This is a genomic window from Yoonia sp. (assembly GCF_017854565.1).
In the GTDB taxonomy this organism is placed as follows: Bacteria; Pseudomonadota; Alphaproteobacteria; order Rhodobacterales; family Rhodobacteraceae; genus Yoonia.
Genome location: NZ_JAFMHJ010000002.1, coordinates 25,638 through 42,843, shown reverse-complemented (window position 1 = coordinate 42,843; position 17,206 = coordinate 25,638). Strand labels below are relative to the sequence as shown.

Sequence of the window (17,206 nt, the reverse complement as noted above, 5' to 3'; positions counted from 1 at the left end):
AGGGTGGGGTGCGCGGCGTTCGCGCACCCCTTTGGTTGCTTAGTAAATGTCTTCGCGGGCATTTTCCAAACGCTCGAGAATATCATCGAGCGCGTCCGGGAACACCATGAACTCCTGAAACCCTTCCATGGCCACGGCGGCCATTTCCGCAGGGGCGTCACGGTCAAAGAACTGCGCGATGCCGCCCGGTGCCTTGTTCGACAGCATGTCGAAACCCTGTTGCAGGAACTTGTCGTCATCCACCGATGAATTCGCGTTCACCGGCAACTGGCCCAGATTTTCACCGTTGTTGATCAGCGTCTGGTTCTCCGCTGAGACCACGAATTTCAGGAATTCGCGCGCGTTGTCTTTGTTGGATGCGTTCGCGGGGATGTGAAAGGTATCCGTCGGCGCATCTTCGCCGCGCGGAATGCCGGGGGTGATTTCGACGAACTGATAGAAGTCCAGTTTGCTGTCATCCAGACCTGCTTCGCGCAGCGGGGCCACTGCAAAGTTACCCATCAGATAGGCCGCAGCTTCGCCATTGGCCATGAACGGCAGCGCTTCTTGCCAGCTATAGGTCTGATGGTCGTCGATGAACGCGCCCATGTCGATCAGTTGCTGCCAGTTGGCAAAGGTCGCGCGCACCTCGTCCGAGGTCCAGCTTTCTTGGCCGTTGGTCAGCCGCGCGTGGAAGTCATAGCCGTTGGTGCGCATGTTCAGATAGTCGAACCAACCACCGGCGGTCCAAAGGAATTTGGTCCCGATGGTGTAGCATTTCACGCCATTATCCAGTAGCGTCTGGCAGTTCGCCAGCTCTTCGGCCCATGTTGCCGGCTCTGTCAGGCCATATTGGTCAAAGATATCTTTGCGATAATAAACGCCCCACTGGTAGTAGGTGTACGGCACGCCGTACTGCTTGCCGTCGATGGTCAGTGCGCCTTTGGTCGATGCCAGTTCTTCTGACATCTGACCGTCCCAGATGTCGGACACGTCCTCGAAAAGGCCCGCCTCGACATAGGGCAGCATGCGGTTGGCGGCATACCAGTTGGCCACGTCAGGCGAATTGGCTGTCAGGAAGTTGCGGATCTGCGTCTTGTAGGCTTCGCGGTCAATGACCGTCAGTTCGATGTTCAGATCGGGGTGCAAGTCGCCGAACCGTTCGACCATGCCTTCCATCACCGCGCGGGGCGCGGGGTTTGACATGTCCGAAAAGATGACAAGATCGCCTGACAGCGTATGACCCGCGGCAGATGCGGCAGATGCGCTGATGCCAGCAGCAATAAACGCCGCAAGCGACGTCTTAAGAATGGAATGCATGGTGTCCTCCCTGGTGCTTCCATAGTGTAAACCGCGTCTCATTATATGAAACTTGGTTTTGGATATTGATACTAAACCGCGACTCATCTAGCCTTGTCAACAGTGCAGGGCGGCACCGGCGCGCAAGTCGGTGCAAAAACGCCCAGTTTGGACAGGGGGGAACATGGTAGCGGCGACCCGCGACGGCACAGTCGGCAAAGCACTTAGCGTGCTTGATCAGGTGGCAGCCTTTGGGCGGCCTGTGCGCTTCACCGAGCTTCTTGCTCAGTCGCCATTTCCCAAGCCGACGCTTTACCGTTTTGTGCAAACGCTGACCAATCAACAGATGTTGTCCTATGATCCCGATCGGCAAACCTATGCGCCGGGTATCCGCCTTGTCCGGCTGGCCCATGCCGCGTGGGAACAATCAACGCTGGCGCCGGTCGCGCGTCCGCATATCGACGCGCTCAGCAAGGCGGTGGGGGAAACGGTGCATCTGGCGCAGCTGGATCATGCGCAGGTTCTATATGTCGACAAACGCAACGCCGGAAAGCCTGTTCAGATGTACAGCCAGGCCGGCAAGGTCGGGCCGGCGTATTGCACCGGGGTCGGCAAGGTGATGTTGGCGTTTTCCGATCCGGCGATTGTCGATCTGGTGATTGAACAGCAGTCGTTTCATGCTTTCACGCCGCACACGCTGACCAGTGCGGCTGCGCTGCGCGAAGAACTGGCCGACATCCGCGCCCAAGGCTATGGCTTTGATCGCGAAGAACACGAACCGGGGATCATCTGCGTGGCGATGCCGATCTTGTCGGAAGCCGGGCGCGTGCTGGGCGCCTTGTCCGTGACCAGCACGACGGGACGCACCAATCTTGCCGGGCTCGAAGCCTATGTGCCGATCTTGCAAGATACCGCCCGAAATATCGCAATCGACGCCCAAAACTGGAGCTTTCCAGACCACGATACCAAAGAAACAACGGGGATATAGGCCATGTCAGGTGTGACACTGAACAAAGTGATCAAGCGCTACGGCGAGGTGCAGGTCATTCACGGGATTGATCTGGAAATCGACGACGGCGAATTCTGCGTCTTTGTCGGCCCGTCGGGCTGTGGCAAATCCACCTTGCTGCGCATGGTCGCGGGTCTGGAAGAAACGACCGAAGGGTCGATGCAAATCGGCACCCGCGATGTGACCCGCCTGGACCCATCGCTGCGTGGCGTGGCGATGGTGTTCCAGACCTACGCGCTTTATCCGCATATGACGGTCAAGGAGAACATGGGCTTTGGTCTCAAGATGAATGGCTACCCCAAGGCCGAGATCGCGGCAAAGGTGGCCGAGGCGACGCGCATCCTCAAGCTTGAAGACTACCTGTCACGCAAACCTGCGGCCCTGTCGGGGGGGCAACGCCAGCGCGTCTCGATCGGGCGGGCGATTGTGCGTGGGCCAGAGGTGTTTTTGTTCGACGAACCGCTGTCCAACCTCGATGCGGAACTGCGGGTCGAGATGCGTGTCGAAATCGCACGCCTCCACCGCGAGATTGGCGCTACGATGATCTATGTGACCCATGATCAGGTCGAGGCGATGACGCTGGCCGATAAGATCGTCGTGCTGCGGGCGGGACGGATCGAACAGGTGGGGGCGCCGATGGCGCTGTACCGTGACCCCGACAACAAATTCGTGGCCGGTTTCATCGGCTCGCCTGCGATGAACTTCTTGCGCGCTACGGCCACTGATGGCCGCGTCGATGTGCCGGGCATGAAAGCGTCGTTCGACGGTATCATTGCCCCCGCCTATACCGGCAAGACCGTGACCGTGGGCATGCGCGCCGAACACCTGATGGTCGATCCGGCGGGCGATACCCATACCGTTGACCTGACCGAAAGCCTTGGAGGGGTGTCGTTTGTCTATCTGACATGCGAAACCGGCGAGCGGATCGTCATCGAAGAACGCGGCGATGACCGGTCGGTCGAAGGCGCGCGCGTTGGCGTGACGATCGACAAATCACGGGTCTATCTGTTCGATGGCGACACCGAACAGCGTATCCGCACCTGACGTTTGCGCCCCGGGGTCAGCGTTTGCCGTAATAAAGGCCGACCACATGCTCGGCCTGTGCAAAAAACAGCCAGCGCACCACCAGCACACCTGCGATGTGGCTGAACACGGCAAACACTGCGAAAATGTGGCTGAACGGCAAAAGCAGCAGCACGACCGGCAGGACAAAGCCGAGCCCCAGCGCAATGGCCCGCAATTGCACGGCGTGTCTGCGCCCGACTACATGGATGAATTCACGCATCAGATAATTGGTGCCCGTATGGGGCGGCTCGAACGCGCGGACCTTGCCGATGTGCCCAAGGCCCGTGGCGGTGTCCATATCGGTGCCGGACCGCTGAAACCGCTTGTCGCCCATGGCCCAGGCATAGAGTTGCAAGCCACCCGCCAGCGCCAAAAGTCCAATGGTTTCCGACACTTGCCCGCCCAGCAATGCGCCGCCACCCAGCGATAGGGTCAAAAACAGCGCAGGTGTGGTCCAGTGGTGCCAGCGTGGCACGGTCCTGAGCTGTGCATAGATCATCGCCGTCGTGAAAATCGTCGTCAGCGCCCCGACCGCGCCAAGCCACCCCAAGGCCGCAAACCGCGTGCCGCCAAAGACCAATCCCGCGCCATAGAACGCCATGATCAGCAATGTCGCGACGGCGGCAATGCCTTCGCGGCTAAGCCAGCTTGTCTGCCACTGGCTGAACGCCTTGATCGCGCGTTCGGGGTGACCCAGATGAAAGGTCGATGCCAGCAGCCCACCGACCGCCGCGACATAGGCGATCGTAAACCAAATGAACGCAGACAGCCCCCCCGGTACCAATGCGCCGACCCCAAGCCAGAACAACAGCCCAAAACCCAGGCCTGAAAATGTGGTAAAGATGATAACGGATGGTGCAGGATGCATTATTTGGCACCTCCCGGCAGGGCCGATAGCGCCTTGTCGAGCCAGCCGACAAAGCCTTTGCCGTCTTGGGCAATGGGTTCAAGAAACGGCGCAAGGATATCTATCTGCGGCTCTGCGTCCTTGGGGCGGGGGGGGAGGTATTTGTTGACCGGTTTGGTGCCCTGTTCGGGCATCAGATCAAACCCGCCGCGTTCAGCCACCAGTTTCGACACATCGCTATCGGCGTCTCCCAGATCACCAAAGTGGCGCGCACCGGACGGACATGTGCGCACACAGGCCGGCTCGCGGTCTTCTTCGGGCAGGTTTTCATTGTAAATCCGATCGACGCAAAGCGTGCACTTTTTCATCACGCCTTCTTTGGCGTCCAATTCCCGCGCGCCGTAGGGGCAGGCCCAGGCACATAACCCGCAGCCGATGCAGTCGCTTTCGTTGACCAGCACGATACCGTCCTCGACCCGTTTGTAGCTGGCCCCTGTGGGGCAGACGGTGACGCAAGGTGCGTCCTCGCAATGCAGGCAGGATTTTGGGAAATGGACGAGCTGTGCCGTGCCCTGTGCGGGTTGGACTTCGTAGGAATGGACCCGGTTGAGGAATGTGCCGGACGGGTCAGCGCCGTAAGGTTCCTGATCCGACAACGGCACGCCGTAGTTTTCCGTATTCCAAGCCTTGCATGAAATCACGCACGCGTGGCAGCCCACGCAGGTATCAAGGTCAATCACAAGGCCGAGTTTCTTGGCGGTCGGTCCGGGAAGCTGGGTCATCAGGTGGCGCTTTCGTCTGGGCGGAAAACGAAATTTCCAGAAATTTCGTGGCCTCCGGCGGGGATATTTCGGCTCGGAAGAAGGTAGATCACTTGCCCACCTTCCATGCCAGTACGCGCGGGGCTTTTGGCACCGGTGACGTGATGGCCGGCAACACTGGCTGGGCTTCGTTCGGGATGCCGGATTTTTCGATTTTCACCCGCAGGTCGAACCAGGCCGCCTGGCCGGTGATCGGATCAGAGTTTGCCCAGCGCAGCCCGTCGCCCTTGGGTGGCAGCAATTCGTGGATCAGATGGTTCAGCAAGAACCCTTTGGTCGCTTCGGGTGCATCGCTGTCCAGCGCCCATGCGCCTTTGCGTTTGCCGATGGCGTTCCATGTCCAGACCGTGTTTTCGTTCAGCGACGCCTGATGGGCCACCGGCACGGTGATGGCGCCATGGGCCGAGCTGACCCGCGCCCAGTCGCCTTCTTGAAATCCGTTGGCTTCCCAGATTTTGGTTGGCACATAAAGCGGGTTGTGCCCGTGAATTTGGCGCAGCCATGCGTTTTGCGACCCCCAACTGTGATACATCGCCATTGGCCGCTGCGTCAGCGCGTGGATGGGATATTCCACCGGGTCCACGTGTCCGTCCTCGAACGGTGGATACCAGATTGGCAGCGCGTCCATCGTCACGGCAATTTGGCCGCGCAGATGGTCGGGCGGCTGCCGGGTGCCGATGCCTTGGGCGGCCGCCTGAAACTTGCGCAGTGGTTCGACGTAAAGCTGAAAGATATACGGCTGGACCACATCGTAGAAACCCATCTTCACGGCCCAGTTCTGATAGTCCATCGAGAAGGGTTTGTAATAGGCCGCGCTTTCGGGAACGTGTTCGATCCAGAAACCGCCGTTGTCGATATAGGTCTGCAATTGGTCGGGGTTAACGTCACCGCGCCCGCCCTGAACGCCGTCTGCGCCTTTGCGAAAGCCCGCCAGCGGTCCGATTCCGGGGCGTCTGATGTGATTGGTGATATAATCTGCATAGTCTTGGTATTTCTGGCTGCCGTCCGCGTTCACAAATCCCGGCAGGTCCAGCCGCGCGCCCAATTCGCACAGCACCGATTGAAACCCGCGCACATCGCGGTCGGGTTCCACCACGGGCCAGCGGATCGCGTCGGCGACCGCGTCGGCCTCGCAGATCGGGCGGTCCAGCAGCGAAATGCAGTCGTGCCGCTCCAGATAGGTCGTGTCGGGCAGGATCAGGTCGGCATAGGCCACCATTTCGGATGAATAGGCATCGGAATAGATGATGTGGGGGATGACATAGGACCCATCCGCATTCTGATCGGTCAGCATCTTTGCGACGCCGCCAACATTCATCGACGAATTCCACGCCATATTCGCCATATACATAAACAGCGTGTCGATCTTGTAGGGGTCGCCTGCATGCGCGTTGGAAATCACCATATGCATCAGCCCATGCGCCGACATCGGGTTTTCCCAGCTATAAGCCTTGTCGATGCGGATCGGACGGCCATCGTCATCAAGGCAAAGGTCTTCGGGGCCCTGCACATAGCCCAGATGCGGACCGTCCAGCGCCTGACCGGGTGTGACCTTGCAATGCGGTTTGGGGTGGGCTGTCGCAGGTTTGGGGTAGGGCGGTTTGAACCGCATGCCGCCGGGGGTTTCGACCGCGCCAAGGATGATTTGCAGCATGTGCAGCGCGCGGCAGGTCTGAAACCCGTTGGAATGTGCCGAAATCCCGCGCATGGCGTGGAATGACACCGGGCGGCCGACCATTCTGGTATGTGTCACACCGCGAAAATCTGTCCACGTGCGATCCAGTTCAATCGCTTCATCAAAGGCCACGCGGGCAAGGTCGGCGGCAATCGCGCGGATACGCAGTGCCGAGATGCCGCAGCGGTCTGCGACGGCTTCGGGTGCATAGGCCGGATCAAGATACCGGTCCGCCATCCGATGGAACACCGGGCGATGGGTGATCCCCTTGGCATGGTGGGTGCCCGATAGATCCGGTTCGACACCCATGCCATTCCATGCCGCCAGCATGCCGGTGCGTCGGTCGATCACCTGCGGCTGGCCGGCCGCATCGCGCAGGAACAGGCCGTATTGCTCTGACTTGGGGTCGTCGTTGACCAGCACGGACGCATTGGTAAACCGGGCGAGATAATCCAGATCGACCTTGCCGGCCTTCATCAGGCAATGCACCAGAGCGAGGATGAATAAACCATCGGTGCCGGGCGTGATGCCCACCCAATCGTCCGCCACGGCGTTATATCCGGTGCGGATCGGGTTGACCCCAATCATCCGCGCGCCGCGCGCCTTGATCTTGCCGATGCCCATCTTGATGGGGTTGCTGTCGTGGTCTTCGGCGACACCGAACAGCATGAACAGCTTGGTATGGTCCCAATCGGGCTGCCCGAATTCCCAAAAGGCGCCGCCCATGGTGTAAATGCCCGCTGCGGCCATATTGACCGAACAAAACCCCCCGTGGGCGGCATAGTTGGGGGTGCCGAACCCCTGCGCCCAAAAGCTGGTGAACGACTGCGACTGGTCCCGCCCGGTAAAGAACGCCAGCTTTTCAGGGGCCGTGTCCCGGATCGGCTTGAGCCAGTCGACGGCCAGGCTCAGCGCTTCTTCCCAGCTGATTTCCTCGAATTTGCCGGACCCGCGCGGGCCAACCCGCTTTAACGGCGCGCGCAGCCGCGAGGGCGCGTTGTGCTGCATGATCCCCGCCGACCCCTTCGCGCAAAGCACGCCCTTGTTGACCGGGTGATCCTTGTTGCCTTCGATATACGCGACCTTGCCGCCCTTCATATGCACATTGATCCCGCAGCGGCAGGCACACATGTAGCACGTCGTCTTGCGGACCTCGTCAGACACAAATGGCGATGTATCGAGAGGGGGCTGATCAAGTGACATAGGCGGACCTTTCAAGCGATGGCGTGTGGGCCATCGTGGGGACAGTACGGTGCCGGACAGGGGGTGAACAGGCCGCGCGTGGGCTGTGGTGCATCTATCGCCCCTTTGCGATCAGGCCCAGCGCGTCGCGGGCGATTTGTTTTTCTTCGTCGGCGGCAATCACATGCACGGGGGTATCCCCAAAACAGGCCAGATGCGCCATGATCCGGTCCCGCACCGGGGCTGCGTTTTCACCGATGCCGCCGGTGAACGCGACCGCATCCAGCCCGCCCATGGCCACAATGGCCGATCCGGCATGGCGCGCGGCCCAATAGCAAAAATGCGCCACGGCAAATCGGGCATCGGCATCATCGCGCTCCAGCAGGGCCTTCATGTTGTTGTCGCCTGCGAGCGCCATCAGCCCGCTTTGCTTGTTGAGTAAATGATCGGTGCCATCAATCCCCAGCGCCCGCGCAATCCGCAGTACGGCGGCACCGTCGATGTCACCGCTGCGCGTGCCCATGGTCAGTCCTGACAAGGGCGAGTAACCCATTGATGTCGCAACAGATTGCCCCTCTTTGATGGCACAGAGGCTGGCCCCGTTGCCCAGATGAAACGCCAGCAAACGGGCCGGCAGGGCGGTGCCAAAATCAGCGACCATATTGGCATAGGACAGGCCGTGAAACCCATAGCGTCGGATACCCTGCGCCGCTTGCGCTGCGGGAATGGCATAGCGGGTGGCGACATCGGGGTTGGTCGCATGGAACGCGGTGTCAAAGCTGGCGTATTGCGGCAAGTCCGGTGCGCTGGCCGCAACGGCGTGAATGCCCGACAGGTTGACCGGGTTGTGCAGCGGGGCCAGTGGCACGCAATCGGCAATCGCCCGCAACACCTGCAGCGTGATCCGGGCCGGCGTGGTACATTGCGTCCCGCCATGCACCACGCGGTGCGCGGCAGCCGCAATCTGCGTGCTGTCATGGCCGATATGTTGGAACGCGGCCTGTATCTGCGTCAGCGCATCGGCATGGTCGATTGATGTAACAGGCGTCTTTGCGCCGTTCACCGCCAGCGTCCCCGCCCCGCCAATTTCGGTGATCATGCCATCCGCGACGCAGTGCAGGTCGGTCTGAAACAGGCTGACCTTCAGCGACGATGATCCTGCATTGATGACAAGGATCATGACGCAGCCGCCACAATCGCGCCAAGTGCCGCCGCGCAAATCCGGTCCGGCGCCTGCTGGCTGCGCGAGGTCAGCAGCACCGGCACTTTCAGCCCCATCACCAAACCACCGGCACAGCACCCCATGCCCAGAACCATCAGCTTGAACAGCGCATTGCCGGACGTGATATTGGGCACCAGCATGATATCAGCGTCGCCCGCGACCTCGGATGCGTAATTCTTGGCCTCTGCCGCCGCCTTGCTGAAAATCAGGTCAAGCGCCATCGGGCCCTGTACAATCGCGTTGGGCAGCGCGTCTTTGGCCCATGCTGCGATCTCGGCGGCTTCCATGGTGTTGGGGATCGACGGGATCGGGTCTTCGGTCGGGGCCAGCAGGCCCGCTTTGACGTTCGTATCACCCAGGATCGTGGCAAGCCGGACGGCATGGGCCAGACAGGCCTTGCGGGTCGCCACATCAGGGTCCACGTTCAGCGCCGCATCGGTCAGCAACAAGGGCCGGTCGGAGCCGGGTTTGGTGATGTGAAACACATGCCCGCAACGCACGTCCTTTTCACGCAGCCCCGCGGCTGACGGCAACAGGCCCATCAGGAACGTCGATGTATGGATTTGCCCCTTCATGATGCTGTCCACCTCGCCGTTGCGGGCAAGGGCGGCGGCACGGGCCGCTGCCTGTTCATGCGGGGCATGTTCCAACCGGTAGGGCGTGATATCCCAGCCTATCTGCGCGGCGGTCGCGGTGATCTTGTCGCGGTCGCCAATCAAAACCGGCGTGGCCAACCCCAACGCGGCCGCCTCGCGGATACCTTGCAAGGCGTTGATGCTGCCGGCATTCACCAGGGCCACCCGTGGGGTGGGCAGATCCTGGGCGCGTGCCAGCAACGTGGCCGGGCAGGCGGCTGTCTGTGTCGCAAGGAAGGGGAAATCATCGCTCATTGGGCGGCACCTTTCATGTGATCATCGCCCGAAGTAGGCCAAGCCCTGACAAAATCAGCAAGAGCAAAACCGCAAACCGCCGAAATGTCTCCGGGTTCGCCGCCAAAAATCGCCGCCCTCCCAGCCAGACGCCGATTGCCAGCAGTGGAAACGCAAGCGCTGCGCCAACGGCGGTATCGGGGCCGACCAGCCCACCGTGCCACATCAGCGGCAGCGTGATCAGGTCCAGCCCGGTCAGATATGCAATCATCGTGGCGCGGAACCGCGCCGCGGGGATTGGCTGCGCCGACATGAACGCCGCCACCGGCAAACCGCCCACACCCGCGCTGTTGATCATGCCTGACACCATGCCGACCCCTGCGGTCCCAAACGGCCCGATCACCTTGCGAACCTGCCAACCCGACAGCAACACCAGGGCCATTGTGCCGACGAACAGTGACACCACCAGCCGCACGTTCTGGTCCCCCAGCGATAAAATGACAGTCACCGCAAAGGGCAGCACCACCGCCGCCCCGCCCAGCAATACCAAAACCCGCCGCCAATCGACATGGCCCCGGATGCCGCGCGCCTGAAACAGCGTCATCAGCATTTCGCATGAAAAGACCACCGGGATCAGTGGCAGCGGATTGGTCAGCAAGGCCGCGCAGGCAATGAAAATCGCCGAAAACCCAAACCCCGAATAGCCCCGCACAAACGCGGCCCCCAGCAATGTCATTGCAAGGACCGCCGCCGTGCCGGGGCCAAGGTCGAATGGCACGCTTACTCAGCCGCCATATCCGCGGCAGAAATACCGGCCACCTGCACAGGTTTCTTCATCGCATCCCGGCGGAACGGCTCGCCCAGCTCTTGGTTCAGGATCACCTCGATCAAGGTGATTTCGTTGTTTTCCATCTGATCCTTGATCGCCTGATTCAGCATCGTGGTCAGTTCTTCCATGGTGCGCGCCTGCACGCCCTTCAGCCCGCACGCCTGCGCGATCCCGGCATAGGACACTTTCATGTCCAGTTCGGTCCCGACAAAGTTGTCGTCGAACCACAGGGTCGAATTGCGCTTTTCCGCGCCCCACTGATAGTTGCGGAACACGATCTGCGTGATCGCAGGCCATTCGTCGCGGCCAATCGCGGTCAATTCGTTGACGGAAATCCCAAAAGCGCCATCACCGGCAAACCCGATGACCGGCACGTCGGGCTGGCCGATTTTGGCCCCCACGATGGATGGCAGGCCATAGCCACAGGGGCCGAACAGACCGGGCGCCAGATATTTGCGGCCCTGCGGGAACGATGGATAGGCGTTGCCGATGGCGCAGTTGTTGCCGATGTCGGACGAAATAATCGCGTTTTCCGGCATTGCAGCCTGTATCGCGCGCCACGCCATGCGCGGCGACATCCAGTCAGGGCGCGCCGCACGGGCGCGTTCGTTCCATGACGTGCCGGGATCATCCTGTTCGTGGTCAAGCCCCGTCAACTCCTGTGCCCAAGCCGATTTCGTCTGGCCGATCAATGCCTTGCGGTCGGCGCGGCCTGCATCACCCGCGCTGTCGGTCAGGTTGGCCAGAATGCCTTTTGCGGCCTTTGCGGCGTCTGCAATGATGCCTACCGTCACCGTTTTGGTCAGGCCGATGCGGTCAGGGTTGATATCAACCTGAATAATCTTTGCATCCTTCGGCCAGTAATCAATGCCATAGCCCGGCAGGGTCGAAAACGGGTTCAGCCGCGTTCCCAGCGCCAGCACGACATCGGCCTTGCTGATCAGCTCCATCCCGGCCTTGGATCCGTTATAGCCCAAAGGCCCGGCAAACAGCGGGTGCGATCCGGGAAAGGCATCATTGTGCTGGTAGCCGACGCAAACCGGCGCATCCAGCCGTTCGGCCAGCGCCTTGGATGCCGCGATCCCGCCTTCGGCCAGCACGACACCGGCACCGTTGAGGATCACGGGGAACTTGGCCTCTGACAATAGCTGGGCGGCCTTGGCGATAGCGGCTTCGCCACCCGCCGGGCGCTCAAACTCGACGATCATCGGCAGTTCAATGTCGATCACCTGCGTCCAGAAATCGCGCGGCACGTTGATCTGGGCGGGGGCGCTGGCGCGCTTGGCCTGCATGATCACCCGGTTCAGCGTCTCGGCGATCCGGGTCGGGTCACGGACTTCTTCTTGATAGGCGACCATATCTTCGAACAGTTTCATCTGCTCGACCTCCTGAAAACCGCCCTGACCGATGGTCTTGTTGGCAGCCTGCGGCGTGACCAGCAAAAGCGGCGTATGGTTCCAATAGGCGGTCTTGACAGCCGTGACAAAGTTGGTGATGCCGGGGCCGTTCTGCGCGATCATCATCGACATCTCGCCGGTCACACGGGTATAGCCGTCGGCCATCATGCCCGCGCTACCTTCGTGGGCGCAGTCCCAGAATGTGATACCGGCCTTGGGGAAAATATCTGAAATCGGCATCATGGCCGATCCGATAATGCCAAAGGCATGCCGAATGCCGTGCATTTGCAGGGTTTTGACGAAAGCTTCTTCGGTGGTCATCTTCATGGCTGGGTCTCTCCCGTTGGAATGGTCAATCGCGTGGCCATATGCCCCGGTTTGCTACAGCGACCCTAGGTTTAGCTGATGGATTTCGTTAGGGCCAGTTGCATTGGGACATTAAGGCCAGTTGGCCCCGCCACTCACTGCGATTTCAGCGCGGCTGCGATCAGCCCGACGCCCGCAGTGATCCGCTCTGCCGCGATCGACGAATACGCAAGACGGAAATATTCCGTCGGTGGTGTCGGGCTGGCAAAGAACGGCGCGCCCGGCTCGATCAGCACGCTATCGCGGCGCAGCGTCTGGGCAAGTGCCGTGGTGTCCGTGCCATCGGGCGCGCGCAGCCAGACCGATGACCCGCCATAGGTGCCTTGCCCCGCGATGGTCAGCCCGTGATCGTGCAACGCCGCCCCGATCACCTGCCTGCGCTGATGGTAGGCTTTGCTCATCCGTCGCACCAGCGCGTCGTAATGCCCCAGCGACAGATAATAGGCCACCGTCCGCTGGATATGCCCCGGCGGATGGCGCAGCACGGTTGCCCGCAGCGCGCGGGCCTCGCGGATAAACGGCTCTGGCCCGACCAGATAGCCAAGCCGCAACCCCGGAAACAGCGATTTCGAGAAAGAGCCGACGTAAATCACCCGCCCGTTCTGATCCAGCGATTTGAGCGAGGGCGAGGGCGATTTCAAAAACGACATCTCGAACTCATAGTCGTCTTCGACAATCACAAAATCCTCTTCCTCCGCCTTTTGCAGCAGGGCCTTGCGGCGGCTGACCGGCATGGTGGCCGTGGTCGGGCAGTGGTGGCTCGGTGTGGTGAAAACCACGTCGGTGCCCGCAGGCAAGGCATCGGGGGGCAGGCCATCGGCGTCTACCGGCACCGTACTGAACTGACATCGCGATTGCGTCAAAATGGTGCGCAGCGCGGGGTAACACGGGTCCTCGATGGCGGCGCGCCTGCGGCTGTTCAGCAAGACCTGCGCGGCCAGCCACAGCGCGTTTTGCGCGCCCATCGTGACCAGTATTTCATCGGGATTGGCCAAGATGCCGCGCCGGGGCAGGCTTTGGCGGGCAATGAAATCAATCAACTGCGGATCGTCGCCATCGAAATAGTCCGATGTCAGCGCCGCAAAATCCCGCATCCCCAGCGCCTGCACCGCACAAAGGCGCCAGTTGGCGGTATCGAACAGCGTTCTGTCGGCCTGTCCATAAATAAACGGATAGCGATAACTGGCCCAATCGGCGGGCTTGTCCATGCTCAGACCGGGGGTAAAGCGTTGGCCAATCGCGCGGGTCCAGTCCACCGTGCCCGCACCGGCCCCCGCACGCAGGGCGGGAAAGGCGGGCGGTTCGGGCGCATTTTCCGAGACGAAATACCCTGACCGCCCCCGCGATGTCAGGTAATCATCTGCCACCAACTCGGTATAGGCCAGCGTCACGGTGATCCGGCTGACACCCAGATGCAGGGCCATCCTGCGCGATGACGGCAGGCGTTCGCCGGGGCGAAAACGGCCCGCAAGAATACCCTGCGCAACCATTTGCTGGATGCGCGCCTGCAACGTGCCTTCGGCGGCAGGATCAAGAAGAAAGGTTTCGACGGATATCGACATGAACGCGCCCGGAATGAAGCGTCAGCCTGACCCGAAAGACAAGGTTGTGCAAGCCGTCGCAGGTCCGCGCCGCGTAAACGACCCCGGCCAGCGGGGGGGGTAAATTGCAGGCGGGGGGCATCTGCCACGCCTGCGATGGTCACCTAGCCCAGAACGCGGCTGATCGCGTGATCCACGGCATCGGTGATCTGATCCAGATCGTCCTTTGTGGCGATCAGTGGCGGGGCGAACAGCAAGGTGTTGTTGAAACCGGGTAGCGACCGATTGGTCGCCCCGATGATCACACCCTGCGCCATGCAATCGGCCACAATCGCGGCCACCTGCTTTTCGCCGACCGGCTCTTTTGTGTCGCGGTCCAGCACCAGTTCGGCACCGGCAAACAGGCCCATGCCGCGGACATCGCCGATCCATTTATGCTTTTCCATCAGCCCATACAGGTTGCCCTTCAGGTGCGCGCCCATATCCACTGAATTCCCAAGCAGGTCTTCTTCCATGATGATTTTCATGTTTTCAATCGCCGCCGCCGGGCCTGCCGTGCAGCCGCCAAACGTCGAAATATCGCGGAAATAGCTTAGATGATCGGTGTCGTCCTTGAACATCTCGAACACCGCATTGGTCGTCACACAGCACGAAATCGCCGCATAGCCTGACGCGACCCCCTTGGCCATGGTGACAAAGTCAGGCTGCACGCCGAACTGCTGATAGCCAAACCAGGTGCCGGTCCGGCCCAACCCGCAAACCACTTCGTCGATATGCAGCAAAATCTCGTATTTGCGGCAAATCTCCTGCACCCGCTGCCAATAGCCTGTTGGCGGGACGATAATGCCGCCACCGGCGGTAATCGGCTCCAGACACAGCGCGCCAATCGTATCGGCGCCTTCGCGCAGGATCACGTCCTCGATCGCCTGCGCGGCTTTTGCGCCGTATTCTTCCCCGACCGATCCATCCTGCGACCGATATTCAAGGCAATGCGGCACTTGGATAAATCCGGGGGTAAAGGGGCCATACTGCCCGCTACGCTCTTCCTGTCCGCTCGCTGACAGGGCGCTGATCGTTGTGCCGTGGTAGTCACGCTCGCGGTATAGGATCTTGTTCTTTTTGCCGCCATGATGTTTGTGGCTGATCTGGCGGACCATCTTGAACGCCTTCTCATTGGCCTCGGAACCAGAGTTGGCATAGTAAACGCGGTCCAGTCCGGGCATCTTATCAGTGAGCATTTCGGAAAACGCGGCGGCGGGGATGTTGCCCGCCATGCCGCCGAAAAAGCACATCTTGGTCAACTGATCGGCAACCGCCTTGCTGATGCGTTCACGGCCATAGCCGACATTGACGGTCCAAACGCCGCCCGACACGCCATCCAGATGCTCTTTGCCCTTGATGTCCCAGACGCGCATGCCTTTGCCTTCGACAATAATGCGCGGGTCCATCGTCTCGTAGGGTTTGTGCTGGGACAGGTGATGCCAGACATGGGCGCGGTCGGCTTCGACCACATGACCGGGGTCGTTCGAGAAAGAGTGCAGGTCCATGTCCGGTGCTCCGTGTATCAAAAGGGAATGGGCAGCCGAATCCACTTCGCGTGGTGCTGCTGACATATGCACTGTGCCTATAAGCTGGGCACTGTCGATAGGGCCAGATGGTACGCAAAGATAATGCCAGTTCAAGGCGGGAACCGGATGCCCAGCGGTGCCCGCGTCTTTTTAACACATTGAAAAATATATAAATTGTATTTTTCCAGACCCCGTGCCGCCTCATTTTTCAAATATCTGACTGTGTTCTTTTCATTGACGCAGGCGCGTCAATTCCCTTGGCTCACATGCAACGCACTGCAAACATCGTTTTGTCCGGCAGGCGCGCGCCGACATTTTGCTGCACCGGACGGGGCTAGGCACCTGACGAGAATCATGGTCAGTTAGACGCTACAGAGGCGGGGCGAACCCTGCCCAATTCATGGCCCATATCACGGGTCACAACATGGGAGACGATCAAATGAACCTCAAGAAGACACTAATGAGTGCTGTGGCCGGCGTGGCGATCATGACCGGCACGACACAGGTGATGGCCGCAGGTCACAGCGAACTTACCGTCGCTTATTTTCTGGAATGGCCGATGCCATTTCAATTCGCCAAGGTGAACGGCACCTACGATGAGGCGCTGGGCATGACGGTGAACTGGGTCAGTTTCGACAGCGGCACCGCAATGTCGGCTGCCATGGCATCGGGTGATGTGCAAATCGCAGTCAGCCAAGGCGTGCCACCTTTTGTCGTCGCGGTCTCTGCGGGGCAGGATCTGCAAATCCTTGATGTCGCCGTATCCTACGCGGAAAACGACAACTGCGTCGTGTCGTCCGGGCTTGAGATCGACAAGGACAGCGCCGCTGAACTGGCCGGTAAAAAGGTCGCCGTGCCGCTGGGCACCGCTGCGCACTATGGCTTCCTGCGCCAGATGGACCACTTTGGCGTCGATCTTGCCTCGCTTGATGTCGTGGACATGGCCCCCGCCGATGGTGCTGCGGCGATTGCCCAGGGTCAGGTCGATATGGCCTGCGGTTGGGGCGGTGCGCTGCGCCGCATGAAAGAGCACGGCAATGTCCTGCTGACCGGTGCCGAAAAAGAAGCGCTGGGTATTTTGGTGTTTGACGTCACATCGGCCCCCGCGTCCTTTGTCGCCGAAAACCCCGATGTCGTGGCGAAATTCCTCGCCGTCACAGCGGCGGCAAATGCCGCATGGAATGACGGTTCAGGCGTGGCGGAAATGCTGCCCGTCATCGCCCAGGACGCGGGCATGGACGAAGCCGCAACCGCCGAAACCATGGCGACATTCGTATTCCCCAGCGTTGCAGATCAGCTGTCTCCTACATGGCTGGGCGGCGCGGCCCCTGCCTTCATGAAGGGCGTGGCCGACGTGTTTGTCGATTCCGGTTCGATCCCATCCGCCTTGGGCAGCTACGCCGGGACCATCAACATCGGCCCATTGGCTGCCGCCGAAGCGATGTAATAACGATCGGCGGCTGGCGCGGGTTCGCTGCGCCAGCCGCCCCTTGGTTGTCGTGATGATCCTTGCCTGCGCCGCGCAAGGATTTTCAGG

General features: G+C 60.7%; 13 protein-coding genes. 3 read left to right on the top strand and 10 right to left on the bottom strand.

Annotation, left to right across the window (positions count from 1 at the left end):
• Positions 1-39: 39 nt before the first annotated feature.
• Complete coding sequence (locus tag QZ196_RS01415) at positions 40-1,299, bottom strand: ABC transporter substrate-binding protein (RefSeq protein WP_296423118.1); 1,260 nt, start codon at positions 1,297-1,299, stop codon at positions 40-42.
• Positions 1,300-1,462: 163 nt separating this feature from the next.
• Here QZ196_RS01415 and QZ196_RS01410 point away from each other — a divergent pair, with 163 nt between their 5' ends.
• Both QZ196_RS01410 and ugpC read left to right on the top strand, forming a co-directional pair.
• Positions 1,463-2,266: an IclR family transcriptional regulator gene (locus QZ196_RS01410; RefSeq protein WP_296423117.1), complete on the top strand. Its 804-nt coding sequence runs from the start codon at positions 1,463-1,465 to the stop codon at positions 2,264-2,266.
• 3 nt (positions 2,267-2,269) lie between these two features.
• Positions 2,270-3,331, top strand: a complete 1,062-nt coding sequence (gene ugpC, locus QZ196_RS01405; RefSeq protein WP_296423115.1) for a sn-glycerol-3-phosphate ABC transporter ATP-binding protein UgpC — start codon at positions 2,270-2,272, stop codon at positions 3,329-3,331.
• Between the two features lie 16 nt (positions 3,332-3,347).
• Here ugpC and QZ196_RS01400 read toward each other — a convergent pair whose 3' ends face one another.
• The 9 genes from QZ196_RS01400 to QZ196_RS01360 form a co-directional block, all read right to left on the bottom strand.
• Positions 3,348-4,220: a DmsC/YnfH family molybdoenzyme membrane anchor subunit gene (locus QZ196_RS01400; protein ID WP_296423113.1), complete on the bottom strand. Its 873-nt coding sequence runs from the start codon at positions 4,218-4,220 to the stop codon at positions 3,348-3,350.
• Complete coding sequence (locus QZ196_RS01395) at positions 4,220-4,981, bottom strand: 4Fe-4S dicluster domain-containing protein (RefSeq protein WP_296423111.1); 762 nt, start codon at positions 4,979-4,981, stop codon at positions 4,220-4,222. Before QZ196_RS01395 ends, QZ196_RS01400 begins: the two co-directional genes overlap by 1 nt.
• 88 nt (positions 4,982-5,069) lie before the next feature.
• On the bottom strand, positions 5,070-7,898 hold the full coding sequence (locus QZ196_RS01390; protein WP_296423109.1) for a molybdopterin oxidoreductase family protein: 2,829 nt from the start codon (positions 7,896-7,898) through the stop codon (positions 5,070-5,072).
• 94 nt (positions 7,899-7,992) lie between these two features.
• Positions 7,993-9,057, bottom strand: coding sequence for an acetate kinase (locus QZ196_RS01385; RefSeq protein ID WP_296423107.1), 1,065 nt, complete (start codon positions 9,055-9,057; stop codon positions 7,993-7,995).
• Positions 9,054-9,989 (bottom strand): phosphate acyltransferase, encoded by a 936-nt coding sequence (locus QZ196_RS01380; protein WP_296423105.1) that lies wholly within the window; start codon positions 9,987-9,989, stop codon positions 9,054-9,056. Before QZ196_RS01380 ends, QZ196_RS01385 begins: the two co-directional genes overlap by 4 nt.
• A gap of 13 nt (positions 9,990-10,002) precedes the next feature.
• On the bottom strand, positions 10,003-10,746 hold the full coding sequence (locus tag QZ196_RS01375) for a sulfite exporter TauE/SafE family protein (RefSeq protein ID WP_296423103.1): 744 nt from the start codon (positions 10,744-10,746) through the stop codon (positions 10,003-10,005).
• Between the two features lie 2 nt (positions 10,747-10,748).
• Positions 10,749-12,521, bottom strand: a complete 1,773-nt coding sequence (xsc, locus tag QZ196_RS01370) for a sulfoacetaldehyde acetyltransferase (RefSeq protein ID WP_296423101.1) — start codon at positions 12,519-12,521, stop codon at positions 10,749-10,751.
• A 134-nt stretch (positions 12,522-12,655) separates the two neighbouring features.
• Positions 12,656-14,122, bottom strand: coding sequence for a PLP-dependent aminotransferase family protein (locus tag QZ196_RS01365; RefSeq protein WP_296423099.1), 1,467 nt, complete (start codon positions 14,120-14,122; stop codon positions 12,656-12,658).
• Between the two features lie 143 nt (positions 14,123-14,265).
• Positions 14,266-15,648 carry an aminotransferase class III-fold pyridoxal phosphate-dependent enzyme gene (locus QZ196_RS01360; RefSeq protein ID WP_296423097.1) on the bottom strand — a complete coding sequence of 461 codons (1,383 nt, stop codon included), beginning with the start codon at positions 15,646-15,648 and terminating at the stop codon, positions 14,266-14,268.
• Between the two features lie 445 nt (positions 15,649-16,093).
• Here QZ196_RS01360 and QZ196_RS01355 point away from each other — a divergent pair, with 445 nt between their 5' ends.
• Positions 16,094-17,116 carry an ABC transporter substrate-binding protein gene (locus QZ196_RS01355; protein WP_296423095.1) on the top strand — a complete coding sequence of 341 codons (1,023 nt, stop codon included), beginning with the start codon at positions 16,094-16,096 and terminating at the stop codon, positions 17,114-17,116.
• Positions 17,117-17,206 lie beyond the last annotated feature (90 nt).

Bases quoted from the DNA above. Each gene is read 5' to 3' on its own strand.
- QZ196_RS01385 (WP_296423107.1), bottom strand. From the start codon at position 9,057: ATGATCCTTGTCATCAATGCAGGATCATCGTCGCTGAAGGTCAGCCTG.
- QZ196_RS01355 (WP_296423095.1), top strand. From the start codon at position 16,094: ATGGGAGACGATCAAATGAACCTCAAGAAGACACTAATGAGTGCTGTG.
- QZ196_RS01400 (WP_296423113.1), bottom strand. From the start codon at position 4,220: ATGCATCCTGCACCATCCGTTATCATCTTTACCACATTTTCAGGCCTG.
- QZ196_RS01415 (WP_296423118.1), bottom strand. From the start codon at position 1,299: ATGCATTCCATTCTTAAGACGTCGCTTGCGGCGTTTATTGCTGCTGGC.
- xsc (WP_296423101.1), bottom strand. From the start codon at position 12,521: ATGAAGATGACCACCGAAGAAGCTTTCGTCAAAACCCTGCAAATGCAC.
- QZ196_RS01395 (WP_296423111.1), bottom strand. From the start codon at position 4,981: ATGACCCAGCTTCCCGGACCGACCGCCAAGAAACTCGGCCTTGTGATT.
- QZ196_RS01390 (WP_296423109.1), bottom strand. From the start codon at position 7,898: ATGTCACTTGATCAGCCCCCTCTCGATACATCGCCATTTGTGTCTGAC.
- QZ196_RS01365 (WP_296423099.1), bottom strand. From the start codon at position 14,122: ATGTCGATATCCGTCGAAACCTTTCTTCTTGATCCTGCCGCCGAAGGC.
- QZ196_RS01410 (WP_296423117.1), top strand. From the start codon at position 1,463: ATGGTAGCGGCGACCCGCGACGGCACAGTCGGCAAAGCACTTAGCGTG.
- QZ196_RS01380 (WP_296423105.1), bottom strand. From the start codon at position 9,989: ATGAGCGATGATTTCCCCTTCCTTGCGACACAGACAGCCGCCTGCCCG.
- ugpC (WP_296423115.1), top strand. From the start codon at position 2,270: ATGTCAGGTGTGACACTGAACAAAGTGATCAAGCGCTACGGCGAGGTG.
- QZ196_RS01360 (WP_296423097.1), bottom strand. From the start codon at position 15,648: ATGGACCTGCACTCTTTCTCGAACGACCCCGGTCATGTGGTCGAAGCC.